The 18,882-nt window shown below is 50.0% G+C and carries 12 protein-coding genes; 4 read left to right on the plus strand and 8 right to left on the minus strand.

All coding sequences use genetic code 11. The features are described 5' to 3' along the window. Positions 1-4 precede the first annotated feature (4 nt). Complete coding sequence (gene serA, locus CWI71_RS11080) at positions 5-1,246, plus strand: phosphoglycerate dehydrogenase (protein ID WP_126755333.1); 1,242 nt, start codon at positions 5-7, stop codon at positions 1,244-1,246. Between the two features lie 65 nt (positions 1,247-1,311). On the opposite strand, the gene phoU is transcribed toward serA, so the two are convergent. The 8 genes from phoU to CWI71_RS11120 form a co-directional block, all read right to left on the minus strand. Then, positions 1,312-2,040: a phosphate signaling complex protein PhoU gene (phoU, locus tag CWI71_RS11085; protein WP_126755334.1), complete on the minus strand. Its 729-nt coding sequence runs from the start codon at positions 2,038-2,040 to the stop codon at positions 1,312-1,314. A gap of 12 nt (positions 2,041-2,052) precedes the next feature. Next, on the minus strand, positions 2,053-2,871 hold the full coding sequence (gene pstB, locus CWI71_RS11090; protein WP_126755335.1) for a phosphate ABC transporter ATP-binding protein PstB: 819 nt from the start codon (positions 2,869-2,871) through the stop codon (positions 2,053-2,055). Positions 2,872-2,901: 30 nt separating this feature from the next. Next, positions 2,902-4,557, minus strand: coding sequence for a phosphate ABC transporter permease PstA (pstA, locus tag CWI71_RS11095; protein ID WP_126755336.1), 1,656 nt, complete (start codon positions 4,555-4,557; stop codon positions 2,902-2,904). Between the two features lie 14 nt (positions 4,558-4,571). Continuing rightward, positions 4,572-6,812: an ABC transporter permease subunit gene (locus CWI71_RS11100; RefSeq protein WP_126755337.1), complete on the minus strand. Its 2,241-nt coding sequence runs from the start codon at positions 6,810-6,812 to the stop codon at positions 4,572-4,574. 247 nt (positions 6,813-7,059) lie between these two features. Further along, positions 7,060-8,031, minus strand: coding sequence for a PstS family phosphate ABC transporter substrate-binding protein (locus CWI71_RS11105; protein ID WP_126755338.1), 972 nt, complete (start codon positions 8,029-8,031; stop codon positions 7,060-7,062). 123 nt (positions 8,032-8,154) lie between these two features. Beyond that, a complete protein-coding gene (gene phoR / locus CWI71_RS11110) occupies positions 8,155-9,492 on the minus strand; it encodes a phosphate regulon sensor histidine kinase PhoR (protein ID WP_126755339.1) in 1,338 nt (445 codons plus the stop codon). A 20-nt stretch (positions 9,493-9,512) separates the two neighbouring features. Next, positions 9,513-10,199: a phosphate regulon transcriptional regulator PhoB gene (gene phoB, locus CWI71_RS11115; RefSeq protein WP_126755340.1), complete on the minus strand. Its 687-nt coding sequence runs from the start codon at positions 10,197-10,199 to the stop codon at positions 9,513-9,515. 84 nt (positions 10,200-10,283) lie between these two features. Beyond that, a complete protein-coding gene (locus CWI71_RS11120) occupies positions 10,284-11,420 on the minus strand; it encodes an endonuclease/exonuclease/phosphatase family protein (RefSeq protein ID WP_198678781.1) in 1,137 nt (378 codons plus the stop codon). Positions 11,421-11,699: 279 nt separating this feature from the next. On the opposite strand from CWI71_RS11120, the gene CWI71_RS11125 reads away from it, so the two are divergent. From CWI71_RS11125 to CWI71_RS11135, 3 genes are all read left to right on the plus strand, one after another. Beyond that, positions 11,700-14,909, plus strand: coding sequence for a TonB-dependent receptor (locus CWI71_RS11125; RefSeq protein ID WP_126755342.1), 3,210 nt, complete (start codon positions 11,700-11,702; stop codon positions 14,907-14,909). Between the two features lie 102 nt (positions 14,910-15,011). Beyond that, on the plus strand, positions 15,012-15,497 hold the full coding sequence (tadA, locus tag CWI71_RS11130) for a tRNA adenosine(34) deaminase TadA (protein ID WP_126755343.1): 486 nt from the start codon (positions 15,012-15,014) through the stop codon (positions 15,495-15,497). Between the two features lie 107 nt (positions 15,498-15,604). Further along, positions 15,605-18,718 (plus strand): TonB-dependent receptor, encoded by a 3,114-nt coding sequence (locus tag CWI71_RS11135; protein ID WP_126755344.1) that lies wholly within the window; start codon positions 15,605-15,607, stop codon positions 18,716-18,718. Positions 18,719-18,882: the final 164 nt, after the last annotated feature.

The following is an 18,882-nucleotide window of genomic DNA, read 5'->3' on the forward strand; positions in this document are numbered from 1 at the left end:
CCCTATGAGCCAGGTATCCTTAGCCAAAGATCGGATCAAAGTTTTATTACTTGAAGGGGTGCACGAAAGTGCGGTTAATGTACTGAAACAGCGCGACTATCATTCCATTGAGTATGTCAAAACGTCCCTCGACGAAGAAGAACTGTGCGAGCGCATCAAAGATGTACATTTTCTGGGTATTCGCTCACGTACCCAGCTCACCGAAAAAGTCTTTGCCGCTGCTGAAAAACTGATTGGCGTTGGCTGTTTTTGTATTGGCACTAATCAGGTGGATCTGAAAGCCGCGCGCCAGCATGGTGTGGTGGTTTTCAATGCGCCCTTCTCCAATACCCGCAGCGTGGCTGAGCTCGTGCTGGCTGAAATGATCATGCTTTTGCGTCGTGTACCGCAAAAAAACGCGGCGGCACATCGCGGCGAGTGGGATAAGTCAGCTAATGGTTCCTTTGAAGCGCGCGGCAAAGTGCTGGGTATTATCGGCTACGGTCACATTGGCAGCCAGTTAAGTATTCTGGCCGAGCAATTAGGCATGCAAGTTCGTTTTTACGATATTGAAACCAAGCTGCCGTTAGGGAATGCGCACGCGGTGGAGTCATTAGACACCTTACTCGAACAGGCCGACGTTGTGACCCTGCATGTACCCGAAACGGCGCAAACCCAGTGGATGATCAGCGCCCCGCAACTGGCAAAAATGAAACAAGGCGCACTGCTGATTAACGCTTCCCGCGGCACTGTGGTGGCAATTGATGATTTGGCCAACAGCCTGCGCAACGGTCATTTAGGTGGTGCCGCCATCGACGTATTTCCTGTTGAACCAAGCAGCAATAATGATGTGTTCGAGTCGCCCTTGCGCGGCATCGACAACTGTATCCTGACCCCACACGTCGGTGGCTCGACTCAGGAGGCACAAGAGAATATCGGTGTTGAGGTGGCGGGCAAACTCGCCCATTATTCCGACAATGGCTCGACCCTGTCGGCAGTGAATTTCCCCGAAGTATCGCTGCCCGCCCACCACGGTGCGCGGCGCTTATTGCATATTCACCAGAATCGTCCTGGTATGCTTACCAAAATCAACCAGTTACTGGCAGAACAGAACATCAACGTCTCGGGTCAGTACCTGCAAACAGACAGCGAAGTTGGTTATGTCGTCATTGACGTCGATACGCCAGAAGACAGCACCATTGCTGATGATTTATTGCAGCAAATGCGCGCCATTGAAGGCACGATTCGCGCCCGCGTACTCTACTAGTTGACGAACATAAAAAAACCGACATGACCTGGATGGTCATGTCGGTTTTTTTAATCGGCGAGAAATTACTCGCTGTCAGGTTGTGCGCGACCCACGGTGCGGGCCATAGATTCTGGCGACACGTGGCGTACATCTTTCCCTTTCACGAAGAAAATAATGTATTCCGCAATATTCTGACAACGGTCACCAATACGCTCAAGCGAGCGCGCCGACCACAGGACATTCATGACCTTTGGAATGCCACGCGGGTCTTCCATCATGTAGGTCATTAACTGGCGCGTAAGGCCTTCGTACTGACGGTCCGCTTGTGCATCCATCTGGTGCACTTCGTAGGCACTATCAAGATCCATTCGGGCGAAAGCGTCAAGTACGCCGTGCAACATCGCCAATACCTGCTGGCCGAGGTTTTCCAGGCTCACCAAAAACTGCTGCTGGTCATTGTTGAAGCTCTCTAATGCCACACGCGCAATGCGCTCTGCCTCATCACCAATACGTTCAAGATCAGCAATGGTCTTGAAGATGGCAATAACCAGACGCAGATCGCTGGCTGCCGGTTGGCGCTTAGCAATAATCTGCACACATGCTTCGTCGATCTGTACTTCCAGCGCGTTAATTTTGTAATCGCGTTGCAAAATCTTTTCGGCCAATTCATGGTCAGACTTCTCAATTGCCGTTAACGAGTCGCGCAATTGCTGCTCAACCAAGCCACCCATGTTCATAACCTGGGTACGGACGGCGTCGAGCTCGTCATTGAATTTGCCGGAAATATGCCGGCCTGTATTTAGTTTATCCATGCCTGACTCCTGTTAACCGTAGCGGCCAGTAATATAATCTTCGGTTTGTTTCTGCGTTGGCGTGGTAAACAATGTGTTGGTATCGGCATACTCAATCAGTTTACCCATGTACATAAACGCCGTTTGATCAGATACCCGCGCCGCCTGCTGCATGTTATGCGTAACGATGACCACGGTGTACTTCTCTTTTAACTCAGTAATCAACTCTTCGATGGTCAGTGTTGAAATTGGGTCAAGTGCCGAAGTTGGCTCATCGAGCAGTAAAACCTCTGGCTCAATGGCGATAGCGCGCGCAATCACCAGACGTTGCTGCTGACCACCGGAAAGACCAAAGGCACTGGCGTTAAGACGATCCTTTACTTCGTCCCAAAGGGCAGCACCTTTCAGTGAGCGCTCAACAACTTCGTCTAAGGTACGACGGTCATTGACGCCCTGCAAGCGCATACCATACACCACGTTTTCATAGATTGACTTCGGAAACGGGTTGGGGCGCTGGAATACCATACCGACGCGACGGCGCAGTTCTGCGACATCGACATCTTTGTCGTAGATATTTTTGTCGTGCAAGCGGATTTGTCCGTTCACCTTACAAATTTCTACCAGGTCATTCATGCGGTTAATACAGCGCAGCAGCGTTGACTTACCACAACCTGAAGGGCCGATAAATGCGGTGACGCGGTTCTTTGGAATCGCCATGGAAATATCATACAAAGCTTGAGCATCGCCGTAATGCAGATTCAAATTGCGAATTTCCATTGCGGTCTGTTCCGCAGTTAAATTGTCCAAATCAAGACTTTCTGTCTGTTGGTTTGTCGGAGTTACCGAAATCATAGTAAGACCTTTTCGCTTCTGCTTCGTTAATTAGTGCTCAAGTGAGCGATATTTTTCACGTAAATGGTTACGCACACCGATGGCGGTTAAATTCAGACCGACAATGACGGTAACCAGTAAGAATGAGGTTGCGTACACCAGTGGTCGTGCAGCCTCAACGTTCGGGCTCTGGAAGCCCACATCATAAATATGGAAACCTAAGTGCATAAACTTCCGATCCAGATGGAAATACGGGAAGTTGCCGTCGACCGGTAACATCGGTGCTGACTTCACGACGCCGACCAGCATCAGTGGTGCAACCTCACCCGCAGCACGGGCTACCGCCAGAATCAGTCCGGTCATAATCGCCGGTGATGCCATGGGTATAATGATACGCCATAAGGTTTCCGCTTTGGTTGCGCCAAGTGCCAGGCTACCCTCACGCAAGGTACTTGGAATCCGTGACAAGCCTTCCTCAGTGGAAACAATCACTACAGGAAGCGTCAGGATAGCAAGCGTAATCGCTGCCCACATTACACCCGGGGTACCGAAGGTCGGACTTGGCAAAGCTTCCGGGTAGAAAATTTGGTCAAGTGAACCACCTACCATGTAGACGAAGAAGCCAAGACCAAATACTCCGTATACAATCGACGGAACACCAGCGAGATTAATGACGGCAATGCGTATCAGCCGTGTCACTGCGTTTTTGCCTGCATATTCATGTAGATAAATCGCGGCTACGACACCAAACGGCGTGACAATTACCGACATCAGCAAGACCATAAAGACAGTACCGAAGATAGCTGGAAATACGCCGCCTTCGGTATTGGCTTCGCGCGGATTCTCGCTGACAAAGTTACCAATTTGACCAAAGAAATGACCGATTTTCTCAAGTATATTCATGTCATTCGGATAGTACACCGCCAACATGCGATACATAGGTAAGGTCACTTCTGCGCCGCGCATATCACGCATGACCACCGCATCTCGGCTGGCCTGCTCACGCAGGGCAAAAAGCTTGTCTTCAAGAACCTGATAGTCCTGACGTAATTGCTCTTCTTCGGCCGCAATACGCGCTTTCTCTGCCTCGGTTAACTCACCTTCAAGCTCCAGCGCACGACGCTCCAGGCGTAATTCGTTCAACTGATAGTTGATGGCACCGATTTCGCTGTCCTGCAAATCTGCCGCTTGCTCGTTTAGTTCAACCACGCGCTCAATACGCTGTTCCAGAACCTCCCGTACGTTCTCGCCGTGTGCCACAGACTCGCCGTTTTCCAGCACATCAACAACATAACCGTAGAAGTTACCGTCTTTCGAGCGCTCAAGTTTCGCTAAATCTGCAGGTGTTTCGTCACGCACGATTTGTGGTGCCAGCACCCAGGTAAAATCAAGCGGAACATATTCGCGGTTACCGACTTTGATCAACCAGCGTTCCAGCGTTTCTTCATCGTAGTTCGCCAGTTCAACCCCTGACTCCCGCAAACGCTCCAGCGGAATAGTTTCAGTGTCATAGACTTCGCCGATAATGGTCGACACCGAGCCATCATTGGCCCGTACTTCCATTTCGTGAATGGCAGTAGGCCAGAAGAACGACAGACCGCGCCAGCCAATCAGAACCAACAGCCCAATGACGGCGATTAAGCTGATACTTACCGATCCAGCAGTGAGCCAGATCCAGGGTTTTCCTGAGTTAAACCATTGCTTCATGGAAATCCTCTCGCTTACATCGAGCTATATTTTTCACGTAACCGCTGGCGTACAAGTTCTGCCACCGTATTAAACGCGAAGGTGAAAACAAAGAGTACAAATGCCGCCAGGAACAGAATACGGTAGTGCGAGCTACCCACTTCTGACTCGGGCATTTCAACGGCGATGTTGGCCGACAAGGTGCGCATTCCTTCAAAAATATTCCAGTCCATAATCGGCGTATTACCCGTTGCCATCAGCACAATCATGGTCTCACCTACTGCGCGGCCTAAGCCCATCATGACAGCTGAGAAAATACCCGGACTCGCGGTTAGCAGCACCACTTTGGTCAGGGTTTGCCAGGTAGTCGCACCCAGCGCCAGCGAGCCATTTGATAAATGCTTGGGCACACTGAATACCGCATCTTCGGCAATCGAGAAAATGGTTGGGATAACCGCAAAGCCCATAGCAATACCCACCACCAAAGAGTTACGTTGGTCAAAGGTAATGCCCAACTCATTGGTTAAATACTCGCGCACGTTACCGTCAAACATGAGGTTTTCAATCACCGGCGATAACTGGAATGAGAACCAGCCTACCAATGCCACCAACGGCAACAGAATGAGTGAGGCACGACCATCGGTTAAACGGCTACGTATCGCTTGCGGCATTTTTGACGTTAGTAACGCAAACAACACTATAGCCAGGGGCACGAGTATGATGACGGCTATAATTCCCGGCAAATAATCTTCAATCACCGGAGCCAGCCACAGGCCTGCCAGGAAGCCGAGGATCACCGTCGGTAGCGCTTCCATAATTTCTACGGTGGGTTTCACGACCTTGCGCACGCCCGGCGACATGAAGTATGCCGTATATATAGCTGCGGCAAGACCAATAGGTACCGCAAACAGCATGGCATAGGCGGCGGCTTTAATAGTACCGAATGAAATTGGCACCAGACTGAACTTGGGCTCAAAGTCATCTGAACCTGAGGTCGACTGCCAAACGTAATCCGGCTCTGGATAGCCCTCATACCACACTTCCTGCCATAAGCCACTCCAGGTCACTTCCGGGTGCTCATTAATCAGATCAAAGACATGCAGCTGATTGCCTTCACGCATCAGCAGCGTGTTCGCCCGCGGATCAATGACCAGATTATCGGCCTGATAACCGTCAGGCTGACCGCGGTAAAGCTCCGCTTCTGAGGTGGTATGGAAAACACCGACGTCACCATTTTCGGCAATGGTATAGAAAGTACGGCGATAGTATTCAACTACGATATCGGTAATGGCATTGTCAGCTGCCTGAAAGTCTCGAATGAACTGATAGCGACGGCCATCATCGCCAGCGACTTCAAACCACTGGGTAATTTTACCATTGTCGTGGCCAAACAGTACGGAGCTTGCGCCTGCCAGCAGCACCATGGTGTTGACCTGACCAAAACGACGGCTATCGAGGGTAATCAACTGACGCTCGCGAACCGTACCAGCGCGGGTGACATCAAAGACCCAAAAACGATTCTTCTGACGTACCAGCACCTGACGCAGATCAGGCGTCACCCGAATCTGATCAATGCCGCCGGTAATAGGTAGCTCGCTGACTTTCGAGTCGAGCTCAACCTCGCCACTAAGAAAGTTACGCTTGGCCTGAATAAAGTTAACGATCACACGCTGATCAACTGTTTCAGCAGCAAACAGTTTTGACTCACCGTCATACTCATAAGCTAACTTGGTTAGATCCTGTTGCTGCGGATCAACCTGGATAAGCTTGCCTTCATTCACTTCACCGATACGCGGCTCGACCTGCATTTCGCCATCAACAAAGCGATTAATGAATTTTGGCTCTACCAACCGCACCGCCCCACCGGGCACCGCATAAGCATAGCGATTATTCTGCGGCTGAGTTTGTGTAAAGGTCGTTGGTTGTTGCTCGGTCAGCTGACCGCGTAGCAATTCCTGACCCGGTTGCCAGTCAGTACCGCGCTTTGATTGCAAAGCGAAGTAAATAATTTCGCCGTCTGCAGTGAATTGATAGCCAATTTCCGATTGCTCTTCCATCCCCATAGCAACGACGTTATCCCCGGGGCTTTCAAAGCTGCGCTGATGATTAATTTCAACGCCACGGAAAATGGGCTCAATAACATAGAGCAAATAGAAGAAGATCAGCAACAGTGCGACCAAGACCATGACGCCACCGAAGCTAACGCTCCAGCGCGCCGCGCGGTCTTTGAAGAGTCGGTAATTGCTGGCTCCCATGGAGGGTTTTGCTGCCGCCATCTTAACCTCGAGTGGTTGTGCAATTTAAATTTTTCACTGCGGGAAGTATAAAGCAGAAATATGACACTACTGTTACAGCACCGTCATAAAAGTGACATTTAACGAAAAAAGCAAAAGCGTTATTCGTACGTTCGGCTTCGCCTCACTCTTCGAGCGCTACGCTTTTCGTTACTCGAGGAGCGCAGCGTTCGAACAACGAACCACGCTTTTGGATAAAAAACCCGGCAGAGCCGGGTTTTTGACGAACTTAGTTCAAGCCGAGTTTTTCGAGCTCTTGTTCGACTACCATTTTTGGCAATGGAATATAGCCGTCTTTGTCGACAATTTCTTGTCCGGTTTTTGAAAGCACCATTTTCAGGAATTCAGCAGTGGCTGGATCCAGTGGCTTGTTCGGATGCTTGTTCACATAAACGTATAGGAAGCGAGCAAGTGGGTACTTACCTGCCAGCGCGCTTTCAGTTGTTGCGTCAACATACTCACCACCTTCTTCAACAGCGATAGGAACGGTTTTCACACCTGAGGTCAGATAGCCAATACCTGAATAGCCAATTGCGTTCAGTGAAGTTGATACTGACTGCACCACTGAAGCCGAACCAGGCTGTTCGTTCACGTTCGGACGAAAGTCACCGTCACATAGTGCGACTTCTTTGAAATAACCATAGGTACCTGAAACTGAGTTGCGGCCATAAAGCTGTAGGTCACGGTTTGCCCAGCTACCCGTCAGACCAAGGTCACCCCAGCGTTGTACCTGGCTGGTCGCGCCACACAGGCGGGTATTACTGAATACAGCGTCTACTTCAGCAATGGTCATGCCTTCAATCGGGTTGTCTTTATGTACGAAGACTGCCAATGCGTCGATAGCAACGCGCACAGGGGTCGGCTTATAGCCGTGGTGCTTTTCAAAGGCTTCAATTTCTTTTGACTTCATAGCACGGCTCATTGGACCAAAGTTTGACGTTCCCTCAGTCAAGGCCGGAGGCGCGGTTGAAGAACCAGCCGCCTGGATCTGCATATTGACGTTCGGGTACAGACGCTTAAACTCTTCGGCCCAGAAGGTCATCATATTCGCAAGCGTGTCTGAGCCCACAGAAGACAGGTTTCCTGAAAGACCGCTTACTTTTTCATATTCAGGCAGATTATCGGTCGGTTTTTGCGCGTGCGCAGAGGTCGCCACTAAACCGGCTACGCTCAAAGCAATAAGTGTTGATTTCACTTTCATAAGGACTCCAAGTGTCAATGCTGAAAACTCAGCTTTTCTTAATGAACACCGCAGAGTTTAAGGCGTCAATGTGACAGTTTAATGACATTTACTATGTTTCTGTCATATTTTGCCCAATTAACGTCATCGTTGCGAATGCGTAAGTGATTCGACGTTTTTACCAGGCGCCACGACGAGTTCTTCGGGTACCCGCACGCTAAAGGTTGAGCCACGGCCCGGTACTGAATCAATGTTGAGTTTACAGTGGTGATGCTCAACTGCCTGTTTTACGATGGCCAGACCAAGCCCTGAGCCACCCTTGCTGCTATTGCGATCTTTATCCAGTCGATAAAACCGCTCGGTTAGCCGCGGTAGATGTTCGGCCGGAATACCCGGCCCGTTATCACTGACACTGAATTCGAGCTGCTTACCTACCGGACGCCAACGTATCTTGATGCGGCCACCAGCTGGCGTGTAATGGATCGCGTTGGTCAGCAGGTTGGCAAACACACTGCGTAGTTCATCCTCACGACCGTACATAGCATAGTCACAGATCTCAAAAATAATTTCGTGGCGCTTGTCCTGATTCAACTGCTCAGCCTCTTGCTGCAAATGTCGCAATAAGTCAGGTACCGCAACCACACGCTCAAAAATATCACCGCGGGCCGAGTCAATACGCGACAGCGACAACAGTTGGTCGACCAGATTACGCATACGTGTCGCCTGCCCTTCCATGTCAGCGACAGCTTTCTTCAACAAAGCGGGAGGCAACACCGCGTGATCATCACCAAGCATCTCAAGGTAGCCCTGGATAACCGTTAGCGGCGTTCTGAGTTCATGCGACACGTTGGCGACAAAGTCTTTACGCATTTGCTCCAGTCGTCGTAGCTGCGTCACATCACGCGCCATCAACAGATACTGATCGTCGCTATAAGGCATGATTCTAATTTCCAGCTCAATATCTTCCCGCACCGGTGACGCCAGATGCATGGCCTCGCTGTAGTCGCCTTTTTGCAGGTAATTGATAAATTCCGGGTGACGAATCAAACTGGACAGGCGAATACCGGTGTCGGCTGGCCATTTCAAGCCAAAATAAAATTGCCCGAGCTTATTGCACCAGATAAGACCACCATCCTGACGAAATACGATGGCGGCATCTGGAATTGCTTCCGAGGCTTCACGAAAACGCCGTAAAATACGGGCAAGCGCACGCCGCCGCTGCTGACTGCGACGCTGAGTGCGATAAATGCCGTCGTAAATGTAACTCCAGCTTCCCGGCGCTCTGGGTGGCAACATGGTGCGACGATGCCAAAGCCAATCGACTAATTTGTACTGATAGAAGTAATGCCAGGCAAGAATGGCTAGCAGACCGGCACTCAAAACCTGCCAGAAGTAGCCGAACAGCCAGCCAAGAATGGCCAGTGGCGCGACATACCACAAAAAACCGCGCAGGATAAAAACTGCCGAAAATCGTTTATCCATGAATTACCACATTCTTTGACTTAGCGCGGTGAAAATCGGTAACCAACGCCGCGCACAGTCTGCACCATGCGGTCATGGCCATGGGCTTCAATGGCTTTACGCAAACGGCGGATATGCACGTCCACGGTACGATCTTCCACATAAACATTGGTGCCCCATACATTATCGAGGAGTTGCTCACGACTATACACGCGATCCGGGTGCGTCATAAAGAAGTGTAATAACTTAAATTCTGTTGGGCCCATATCCAGACGCTCATCGAACGCACTCACCCGGTGCGAGATAGGATCCAGCTTTAACCCCTCAATTTCCAGCGGCTCATCGAGCGCCGTCGGTGCGACACGGCGAAACACTGCGCGCATACGAGCCATGAGCTCCTTTGGTGAAAAGGGTTTGGTAATATAATCGTCCGCCCCTACTTCCAGGCCGCGCACCTTGTCTTCCTCTTCGCCACGGGCCGTTAGCATGATTATCGGAATACCACGGGTGAAGTCGTCACTCTTAAGTTTCTTGGCCAACTGTATGCCGGAGCCGCCCGGTAGCATCCAATCCAATAAAATCATATCGGGAAATGGCTCGACAATTTTTTCCAGGGCAACCTGGTAATCGTTCGCTTCTACCGCTTGGTAGCCATGCTGCTCCATGACAAAGCTAAGCATTTCGCGAATGGGCGCTTCATCTTCAACAATCAGAATTTTTCGTGACATTGTTGCTTCACCTAGTCGTTGTTTGACGGCCATTATTGCGTGGCAATATGACACTTTTATGAATCTACGACATTTTTGTGAAATTTACCGCAATTGAATGTCAAGCCAGACCAGGCGGTGATCAGATGAGCTCTCGCGCGACTCCACCAGCTCAGCTTTCGCTTCGCCTTCTCGCGGCCAGAACACTCCGCCATCAATAATCCGGATACCGTAGCTGGATGGCAACACATAATCAGCGCGTTTTCGCCAACTGGCCGTGTGCTCAACCGCCTGCGGATTTTCCGGCATGTTCTCCAGCCCGCCGGCACTGGTTGGCGTAAACGAGCCTTGAATCGCCGGGTGTTCCAGTAACTGTGCAATGGCTCCGGGAATATTATCCGCACTTTCTACCGACGCATTCAAATCGCCGGCAATCACAAAGCGCTGCTCGTCTGCCAGACCGCCGCGCCGCCCTTGATCATCGTAAATAAAATCATCATCCAGATGACTGACGTATTCCTGCCAGAAGCGGATCTCATCAAAGTTGCGCCGCCCATTACGGTTTTCCTCGCCGTCAAAGACAGGTGGCGTTGGATGGCTTACCAATAGGTGTAGCGCATAGCCGCTGACGTCAATTTTAACGTCCCAATGTGACTTTGCGCTTAACGGCATCTCCGCCCACGCCGCGGGGCTGTACCAGGGTTCATGCGTGCCTGGCAGCAACGGCTGCAAGGCGCCGGGCAGATCACGCCATTTAAAGTATTGGAAGGTTCGGGTCGCCTCCCGGTCAATCGGAAAACGAGACAACACGGCCATTCCATACTGTCCCGGGTAGTTACCATAACCCCAGGCATCATCCCCGACTCCCGACGTTTTCCCATCGCGATTCAAATCAAACGGGCTGGGGCGACCGGTATTGACCGGTGCAATAAAAGCATGCTCATAGTGAATCGGCGCTTCACCGTTTTGACTTACCGCCAGAAACTGCTGCTGAAACTGTTGCAGTACATTTTTCTGGGGTAAGTAGTCAAATTCGTTAAGCACCAGAATGTCAGGGCGGATATGTTGAATAATTTCGGCAATCGCCCTTATTTGCGGATGCGCGTCTTCGAGCGCCTGCGGTAACGCCTCTGCACCCTTGCTTTGCCAGTCTTCCGCAGCCAGATAGTTGGACGCGTCCATACTGACATTAAAAGTGGCCACACGTAGCGTTACCGGAGCTTGAACATTTTTTTTCGGCATATCACATCCAGTTGAGGCAAAGACAAATAGTGCTACAACACTTGCTAAAGCAGGCTTCATACAATTTTCTCACCATTTTTCAAGGAGCGCTGAGACATTTTTTTACTGTATTAGTTCCAGATTATCGGTGCAATTAGAATCGAAGTTGATTAAAATACTGTCACATTTTTGACACACTGCCGTGTTACAAAAGATTAGTTAGATAATTTCAAGGCTCATTAATAACGCAGTATTGCCTTTCAGAATTTTTTTAAACCACAACCCAGGAAATTTAGAAAGATGAGTACACCTCTGCGATTTTCGCGCTTAGCGAGTGTCATTGCTATTAGTCTTGGCTTAGCCTCGATGCCAGCAATTGCACAAGAAACTTCCTCCTCGATGCGTGGCTTGATTACCGGTCCTCAAGGTAATCCAGCAGCAAACACCAAAGTTATTCTTGTACACCAGCCAACCGGAACCGTGAGTGAGTTCGTCACCAACGCTGAAGGTGCCTTTTCTGCAAAAGGTCTTCGCGTCGGCGGTCCATATACTATTACTTTAGACTCAGACCAGTTCCGCGATGCCGTTCTGGAAAATGTGTACCTGGACCTTGGTGAGACCTTCCGTCTGAACCGTCAGTTGGAAAGCGCTGCGATGGAGCGTATCGTAGTTTCTGGCGCAGCAGTGCGCATGGAAAGTGGCGGTGCAGCGAGTACCTACGGCGAAGAAACGATCGATAATATGCCGACGCTAAACCGCGACTTGAAAGATATCGCTCGTCTTAACCCAATGGTAACGATTAACGGTGCCGGCGAAATGACGATCGCTGGTGGCGACCCGCGTACTAACAGCATCACCGTTGACGGTATTGGCCAGAACGATGACTTCGGTCTTAACTATGGCGGTTACCCGACCCAGCAAGCGCCTGTTGCACTTAGCGCAATTGCGCAAATCTCTGTAGATGCCGCTCCTTTTTCAGTAAAAAAAGGTGACTTTTCTGGCGGTACTATTAACGCGGTAACTAAGTCAGGTACGAATGAATTCGAAGGTGAAGTTTTCTATGAAATCTCCACCCCAGATATGAAAGGTGATGTACAAGCCCTGCGCGAAAACTATCGTGACACCGATGAAAATGGCTACCGTACTTATCGTACTGAAGAAGTTGAGTCTATTCAGGAAACTTCAACTTTCGGTCTTTCGTTCGGCGGTCCTATCATGCAGGACAAGTTGTTCTTTTTCACCAGCTATGAAGAGTGGACACGTTCGCTTGACCTTGACTATGGCTTCGAAGGCAGCGGTGCAGCTAACGAATTCTATATCACCGAGCAAGAATTTAACGACTTCATGACCGCGCTCGAAGGTTACGGTATTTCCGATAGCTTAGGCGGTGACCCGGAAGATAAAGACCGTAAGTGGCTGACCAAAGTAAGCTGGAACGTTAACAATAATCATCGTTTCGATGTGACTTACCAGTGGCAGGACAACGCCGAAGAGCGTAACTACTCTACTGGTGGCTCGTACGTTGAACTTAATTCACGTCGGTATATCTATCACACGCGCATGAACAACATCAGTGCGCGACTGTACAGTGACTGGGCAGCAAACTTTGTTACCGAATTCGGTATCACTTACAAAGATGTTGAAGCAAACTCGATTACTAACTCTGAGTTGGGCGAAATCGACGTCGATCTGTATAACCGTGGACCAACTGTTGCCTTTGGTGCAGATCGCTATCGCCACGCAAACTTGATCAAGAACGATAATCTGACTCTGAATTTCGATGCCACCTACCTGATGGGCGACCACGAAATTGAGTTCGGTATTCAGCACGAACAGCTGAGCCTTTACAATAAATTCGTTCCTGATTCACGTGGTACCTGGACCTTTGGTAGCCTCGATGACTTTGAAGCTGGAATCGTTGACTCAGACTGGCGTGGTAACTACCAGTTCAGCTACCAGAATGCTTACACCAACAACCCTGAAGATGCCGCTTATGAAGTTGATCGCTCAACTTTAGCGCTTTATGTTGGTGACACTTTCTACGTAAACCCAGCATTGGAAGTAAGCGCAGGTCTGCGTTATGAGCGTATCAGCTCAGACGATACCCCGACTCTGAATGAAAACTTCCTGGCGACCTATGGTTTCACTAATCAGGAAAACCTGGATGGTCTTGATATCCTGTTACCACGCATCAACTTTACCTACTACACCGATAGTAGCTTAGTGGTACGTGGCGGCTTGGGTCGTTTCTACGGTGGTTTACCGAATGTGTGGTACACCAACCCGTTCACCAAAGACGGTATTACCCTGGTACAGGCTCCGCAAAATGCGATCAACGATTACTTTAACGGCCGCACCGGTGTTGATTTCACCCGCGTTCCGCAAGAAATCAAAGACTCGCTGGTTCAAGGTAATGGTAGCACCAACTACACTGATCCTAACTTTGACTTACCAAGTGACTGGCGCGCCCAGTTAGCCTTCGACTACGACCTGTCGATTCCTTACCTTGGTGATGATTACAGTGCGACGACCTCTTTTGTCTACAAGCGCATTGAAGATCAGGTGGTATGGTACAACACCGCTATTCAGCCGGTAGACACTGCTGCAGACGGTGAGCGCATTATTTATGAAACGCGCTACGAAGGTGACCGTGCACAGAACTACGATATCATGCTGACCAACTCGCCAGACGCGGGCAACAGCCTGATCTTCTCTCAGTCATTAGCGAAACAGTGGGATAATGGTATCCGTTTCACTGCTAGCTACACCTACCAGGACATCGAAGAAAATGGTTCAGGTTCCTCTTCGCAAGCACATAGTAACTACCGTCACTATGTTGCGAAAAGCCGTAACCAAGCGTTCAACGCTACTGGTAACTTTGAAATCGAACATAGCCTGAAGTTTACTCTTGGTTACAGCCATGAGTTCTTCAGCGGCTACGAAACGCGCTTCAATATGTACTACGAGCGCCGCTCTGGCCGTCCATTCAGCTATGTCATGGGCATGTTCCGTGACGGCGACTTCGGCGATACCGCATTTGAAAACTTCTATACTCAATCAGCTTATCTGCCATACATCCCATCAGGTGCCGACGATCCAAATGTTGATTGGGACAATTCAATCAGTTGGAACGAAGTACAGATGTTGTTGGACAATGCCGGTATTGCATACGGTGGCGAAGGTTACATCCTTGACCGTAACACGCATAACCAGCCTTGGGTTACTAAAGTTGACTTGAGCATCCAGCAGCAGCTTCCGGGACTTATGGAAGGCCAAAAAGGTACGCTTTACTTCACCATCGACAACTTTGCTAATCTGTTGAACGATGACTGGGGTATTGAGCGCCGCCTGCGCTATCCACAAGTACCCTTGTATGACTTTGGTGGTCTGAATGACCAAGGTCAGTACATTCTCGACCCCGTCTACAACGGATACTACCCGAACAACTTCGATACTGTTGACTTCAGTTCAGCATGGACCGTGAAAGTAGGTCTGCGTTACAACTTCTAAGTCAAGCAGCTAGAGAAGCTTGAGAAAAGTACAAAGCCCTCGCAATTGCGGGGGCTTTTTTTTAGAATGCGCCTCAGATGCTTTCTATAGTAGACCTTGCCAATGCAACAACACGAACGCTTCATGCAACGCGCACTGGAACTTGCTCACCAAGCCGAAGTTATCGGCGAAGTTCCTGTTGGTGCAGTTGTCGTCGCTGATAACAAAATTATTGGCGAAGGCTTTAACGAGGTGATCCGCAACAGTGACCCTTCCGCTCACGCCGAAGCACAAGCTATTCGTGCCGCCGGTCGTTACCTGAACAATTATCGTTTAGTTGATACCACCTTATATGTAACGCTGGAGCCGTGTGCCATGTGCGCGGGCTTAATCACCCATGCCCGGATTAAGACTCTTGTTTTTGCGGCGAAAGACCCACGCACCGGGGCGACAGGCACGGCCATTGAGGTGCTAAACCACAGCTCCACTAACCATAAAGTTGAGATCTTTAGCGGTCTGCTGGAGCAGGAATCGGCAACCTTGCTACAGAACTTCTTTCGCGAGAAACGTGAAATAGCCAAAAAGAACAAACGCAACAAAAAAGTGTGACATGCGCATTTTTTGACTATTATTTCATCAATCTGTCATAGAGGCGCCTTAAGCTCTGTGTTCTAACAACGAAAATTGTTCTAACTACAAACCAGGAAAGCAGCATCATGTTCAACAATAAACCCAACCATATTGCCGCTGCAGTAGCGCTTGCCGTTGGCTTGTCAGCAACAGCAACGGCGCAAGAAACATCCTCCAGTATTCGTGGTGTAGTCACCAGCGAGACAACTGGCCAAACAATAGCTAACGCCACTGTGACTTTGCGTGATGAGCGCACCGGTACCAGCACTACCCTGACAGCCAACGAAAACGGCTTGTTTTCTGCCCGTGGTCTGGCCGTCGGTGGTCCTTACACACTGACAGTTACCGACTCGATGGGCAATCGCCGCGTGGTCGATAACGTCTACCTGACGCTCGGTGAAACCGAAAACGTCAGCGTGCAAATTTCGCAACAAAGTGTCGAGCGTATTGAAGTTGCAGGGCAGCGACTGACCATGACCTCAGGCTCAACCAGCCCGGCTTCCAACTTCAATCTCAGTGATTTGCAGGAACAGCCGGCACCGAACCGTGATATTAAAGACGTGGTGCAAATCGACCCGCGTATCTATATCAATGAAACCAACGCCCGTGACATTCAGTGTGGCGGTGGTAACCCGCGGTTTAACAGCCTGACCGTTGATGGCGTACGTACCAACGATAACTTCGGTCTTAACTCAAGTGGTTACCCGACTGAACGGATGCCATTCTCGTATGATGCCATTGAGCAGGTATCGGTTGAGCTGGCACCTTTTGACGTACAGTACGGTGGCTTTACCGCCTGTAATATTAACGCCGTCACCAAATCAGGTGAGAATGAATTGTTTGGTAGCGTCTTCTTTGACTACACCAACGATTCACTGACCGGTGACGAACTTGAAGGCGAGCCGGTGAGTATCGGTGCGTTTAATGAGAAGCGTTATGGCTTTAATACCGGTGGCGCATTGCTGAAAGACAAGCTGTTTGCCTTCGTTGCCTATGAGAAACTGGAAGGTTCTGACACCTTTGACCGTGGCCCTGAAGATGCCAACGTCGCCACCCCTGTGCTGGGCGTGACGCAGGCTGACCTGGATCGCATTGCGAATATTGCCCGCAATGTCTATGGCTTTGAGCCGGGCGGTTTCCCATCAAGCCTGCCGGTCGAGGACGAGAAGTTCCTGGCCAAGTTAGACTGGTATATCAACCAGGATCACCGCGCCTCATTCACCTATAACTACAACGACGGTTACTCCGTTGCCGAGTCGGACGGTGATGACGATGAGCTGGAGTTCTCGAACCACTTTTACGAGCGCGGCGCTGAGTTCAACTCTTATGTAGCGCAGCTCTACTCTGACTGGACTTACAACTTCTCTACCGAGATCCGCGCCGGTTACTCAGAACTTGAAAACCGCGTGGTACCTTTAGGTGGCAATGACATCGGTGAAGTACAGATTCGTCATAACGGCAACACCATTTACCTCGGTGCCGACGACTCACGTCATGCCAACAAACTGGCCTACGACACTGCGTTCTACAAACTTTCAGGTACCTACCTGCTGAATGATCATACTTTCACATTTGGTTATGAGTACGAAAGCTATGATGTTTTCAACCTGTTCATTCAGGAAGCGCAGGGTGAACACCGCTTTAGCTCTATTGATGACTTCGAAAATGGTCTGGTGAACCGCATTATTTATGAAAATGCCGCGGGTACCAATAACCCTCAAGACGGTGCGGCACAGTTTAAATATGCTGTGAATACGCTCTACGCGCAGGACGAGTACTACTTCATCAATTACGACCTGACACTGACTGTTGGTTTACGCTACGACTGGTATACCACGAGTGACAAGCCAACCCTGAATCAGGCGTTCCTTGACACTTACGGCTTTGAAAATACCGCGACACTCGACGGCGAGGGGTTATTACAGCCGCGTGTTGGCATGAACTGGGTTGTGAACGACCAACTTGAAGTTCGTGGTGGCTTCGGTCTTTACTCCGGTGGTAATCCGAATGTCTGGTTGTCGAACAACTATTCAAACAACGGCGTTACCTTGTATGAAGCGAATCGTTTCGGCGTCAATCTGTTTGATCTTGATTACGGTTCAGGCAGTCCGATCATCGATATTCCGTTAGAGATGATTGAGGAAGTTGCAACCGCTGCGGGCCGTGGCCCAGTCAACGCCATGGATCCTAATTTCGAAATTCCCAATGAGTGGAAGTTCGCCTTAGGCGCAACTTACGTTACCGAGAACGATTATGTATTGATGGCTGATTTCTTACATACCCGTAAAGAAGACGCCGCAATTATTCGTGATTTGCGCGCCACGCAATCAGGTACTGCACCAGACGGTCGCCCAATCTACTCGCGCAGCGGCTCAGATGCGTTCTTACTGACCAACGTCGAGGGTGACTCTGGCGAGCAGACCAGCATTAGCCTTGCGGTGTCAAAGCAGCACGAATGGGGCTTTGACTGGTCACTTGCCTATGCCTGGAACAAAGCTGAAGACGTTAACCCGATGACCAGCTCTGTGGCCTATTCAAACTACACCAACCTGGCGACTGCTGACGCGGAAAATCCGGGCGTTGCGACCTCGAACTATGAGATCCCGCATCGCTTTACCTTCCGTGGTACTTACACGCACGAGTTTTTCTCAGGTTACGAAACGCTGTTCAGCCTGTTTGGTTCAGCCAACAAAGGTCGTCCTTATAGTTTTACCATGGACGCACCGGTGGGTGACATTACCAGCGGCCGCTCATTGCTCTACGTACCAACTGGTATCGATGACAGCAATGTGGTTTGGGGTGACAGCTTAAGCAGTGCCGATATTCAGGAATTCCTGGCGTTTATTGAAGCGTCAGGTCTGAGCCAGTACGCAGGTGGTATCGCGCCGCGTAATGAGTTCTACAGTGACTGGTGGCATAAAGTAGACCTGAAAGTAGAGCAGGAATTACCTGGCTTTATGGACGGTCACCGCTCAAGCGTCTACCTGGTCGTTGATAACTTCACCAACTTGCTGAACGATGACTGGGGCGTGCTTTATGAAGCGAGCTTCCCACGCACCGTCGATGTGGTTGAAGTCGGTATCAATGACCAGAACCAGTGGGTGTTCGAAGAAATCAGCCCGCGCATTAATTCGGTTCAGGGTCGTGCCGGCGCACCATCACTTTGGAGTGTTCGTCTTGGTTTCCAATACGACTTCTAAGCACTGATAGCAGTTATAAAAAAACCGGCTTCACGCCTAATGCCAGTCAGTTAAGAGCTGACTGGCATTTTTTTTACGGGGTATTTGACCTGCTTGGATCGCACTTCTCGTGGATAAATTCGTTCGGTTCTCCTCATTGGTAGGATGAAGTGCTCCCCGAGATC

Source organism: Pseudidiomarina insulisalsae (genome assembly GCF_003987065.1).
GTDB classification, from domain to species: Bacteria; Pseudomonadota; Gammaproteobacteria; order Enterobacterales; family Alteromonadaceae; genus Pseudidiomarina; species Pseudidiomarina insulisalsae.

What these genes read in the sequence shown, in the direction of transcription:
- serA (WP_126755333.1), top strand. Translation starts at nt 5, where the DNA reads ATGAGCCAGGTATCCTTAGCCAAAGATCGGATCAAAGTTTTATTACTT.
- phoU (WP_126755334.1), bottom strand. Translation starts at nt 2,040, where the DNA reads ATGGATAAACTAAATACAGGCCGGCATATTTCCGGCAAATTCAATGAC.
- pstB (WP_126755335.1), bottom strand. Translation starts at nt 2,871, where the DNA reads ATGATTTCGGTAACTCCGACAAACCAACAGACAGAAAGTCTTGATTTG.
- pstA (WP_126755336.1), bottom strand. Translation starts at nt 4,557, where the DNA reads ATGAAGCAATGGTTTAACTCAGGAAAACCCTGGATCTGGCTCACTGCT.
- CWI71_RS11100 (WP_126755337.1), bottom strand. Translation starts at nt 6,812, where the DNA reads ATGGCGGCAGCAAAACCCTCCATGGGAGCCAGCAATTACCGACTCTTC.
- CWI71_RS11105 (WP_126755338.1), bottom strand. Translation starts at nt 8,031, where the DNA reads ATGAAAGTGAAATCAACACTTATTGCTTTGAGCGTAGCCGGTTTAGTG.
- phoR (WP_126755339.1), bottom strand. Translation starts at nt 9,492, where the DNA reads ATGGATAAACGATTTTCGGCAGTTTTTATCCTGCGCGGTTTTTTGTGG.
- phoB (WP_126755340.1), bottom strand. Translation starts at nt 10,199, where the DNA reads ATGTCACGAAAAATTCTGATTGTTGAAGATGAAGCGCCCATTCGCGAA.
- CWI71_RS11120 (WP_198678781.1), bottom strand. Translation starts at nt 11,420, where the DNA reads ATGCCGAAAAAAAATGTTCAAGCTCCGGTAACGCTACGTGTGGCCACT.
- CWI71_RS11125 (WP_126755342.1), top strand. Translation starts at nt 11,700, where the DNA reads ATGAGTACACCTCTGCGATTTTCGCGCTTAGCGAGTGTCATTGCTATT.
- tadA (WP_126755343.1), top strand. Translation starts at nt 15,012, where the DNA reads ATGCAACAACACGAACGCTTCATGCAACGCGCACTGGAACTTGCTCAC.
- CWI71_RS11135 (WP_126755344.1), top strand. Translation starts at nt 15,605, where the DNA reads ATGTTCAACAATAAACCCAACCATATTGCCGCTGCAGTAGCGCTTGCC.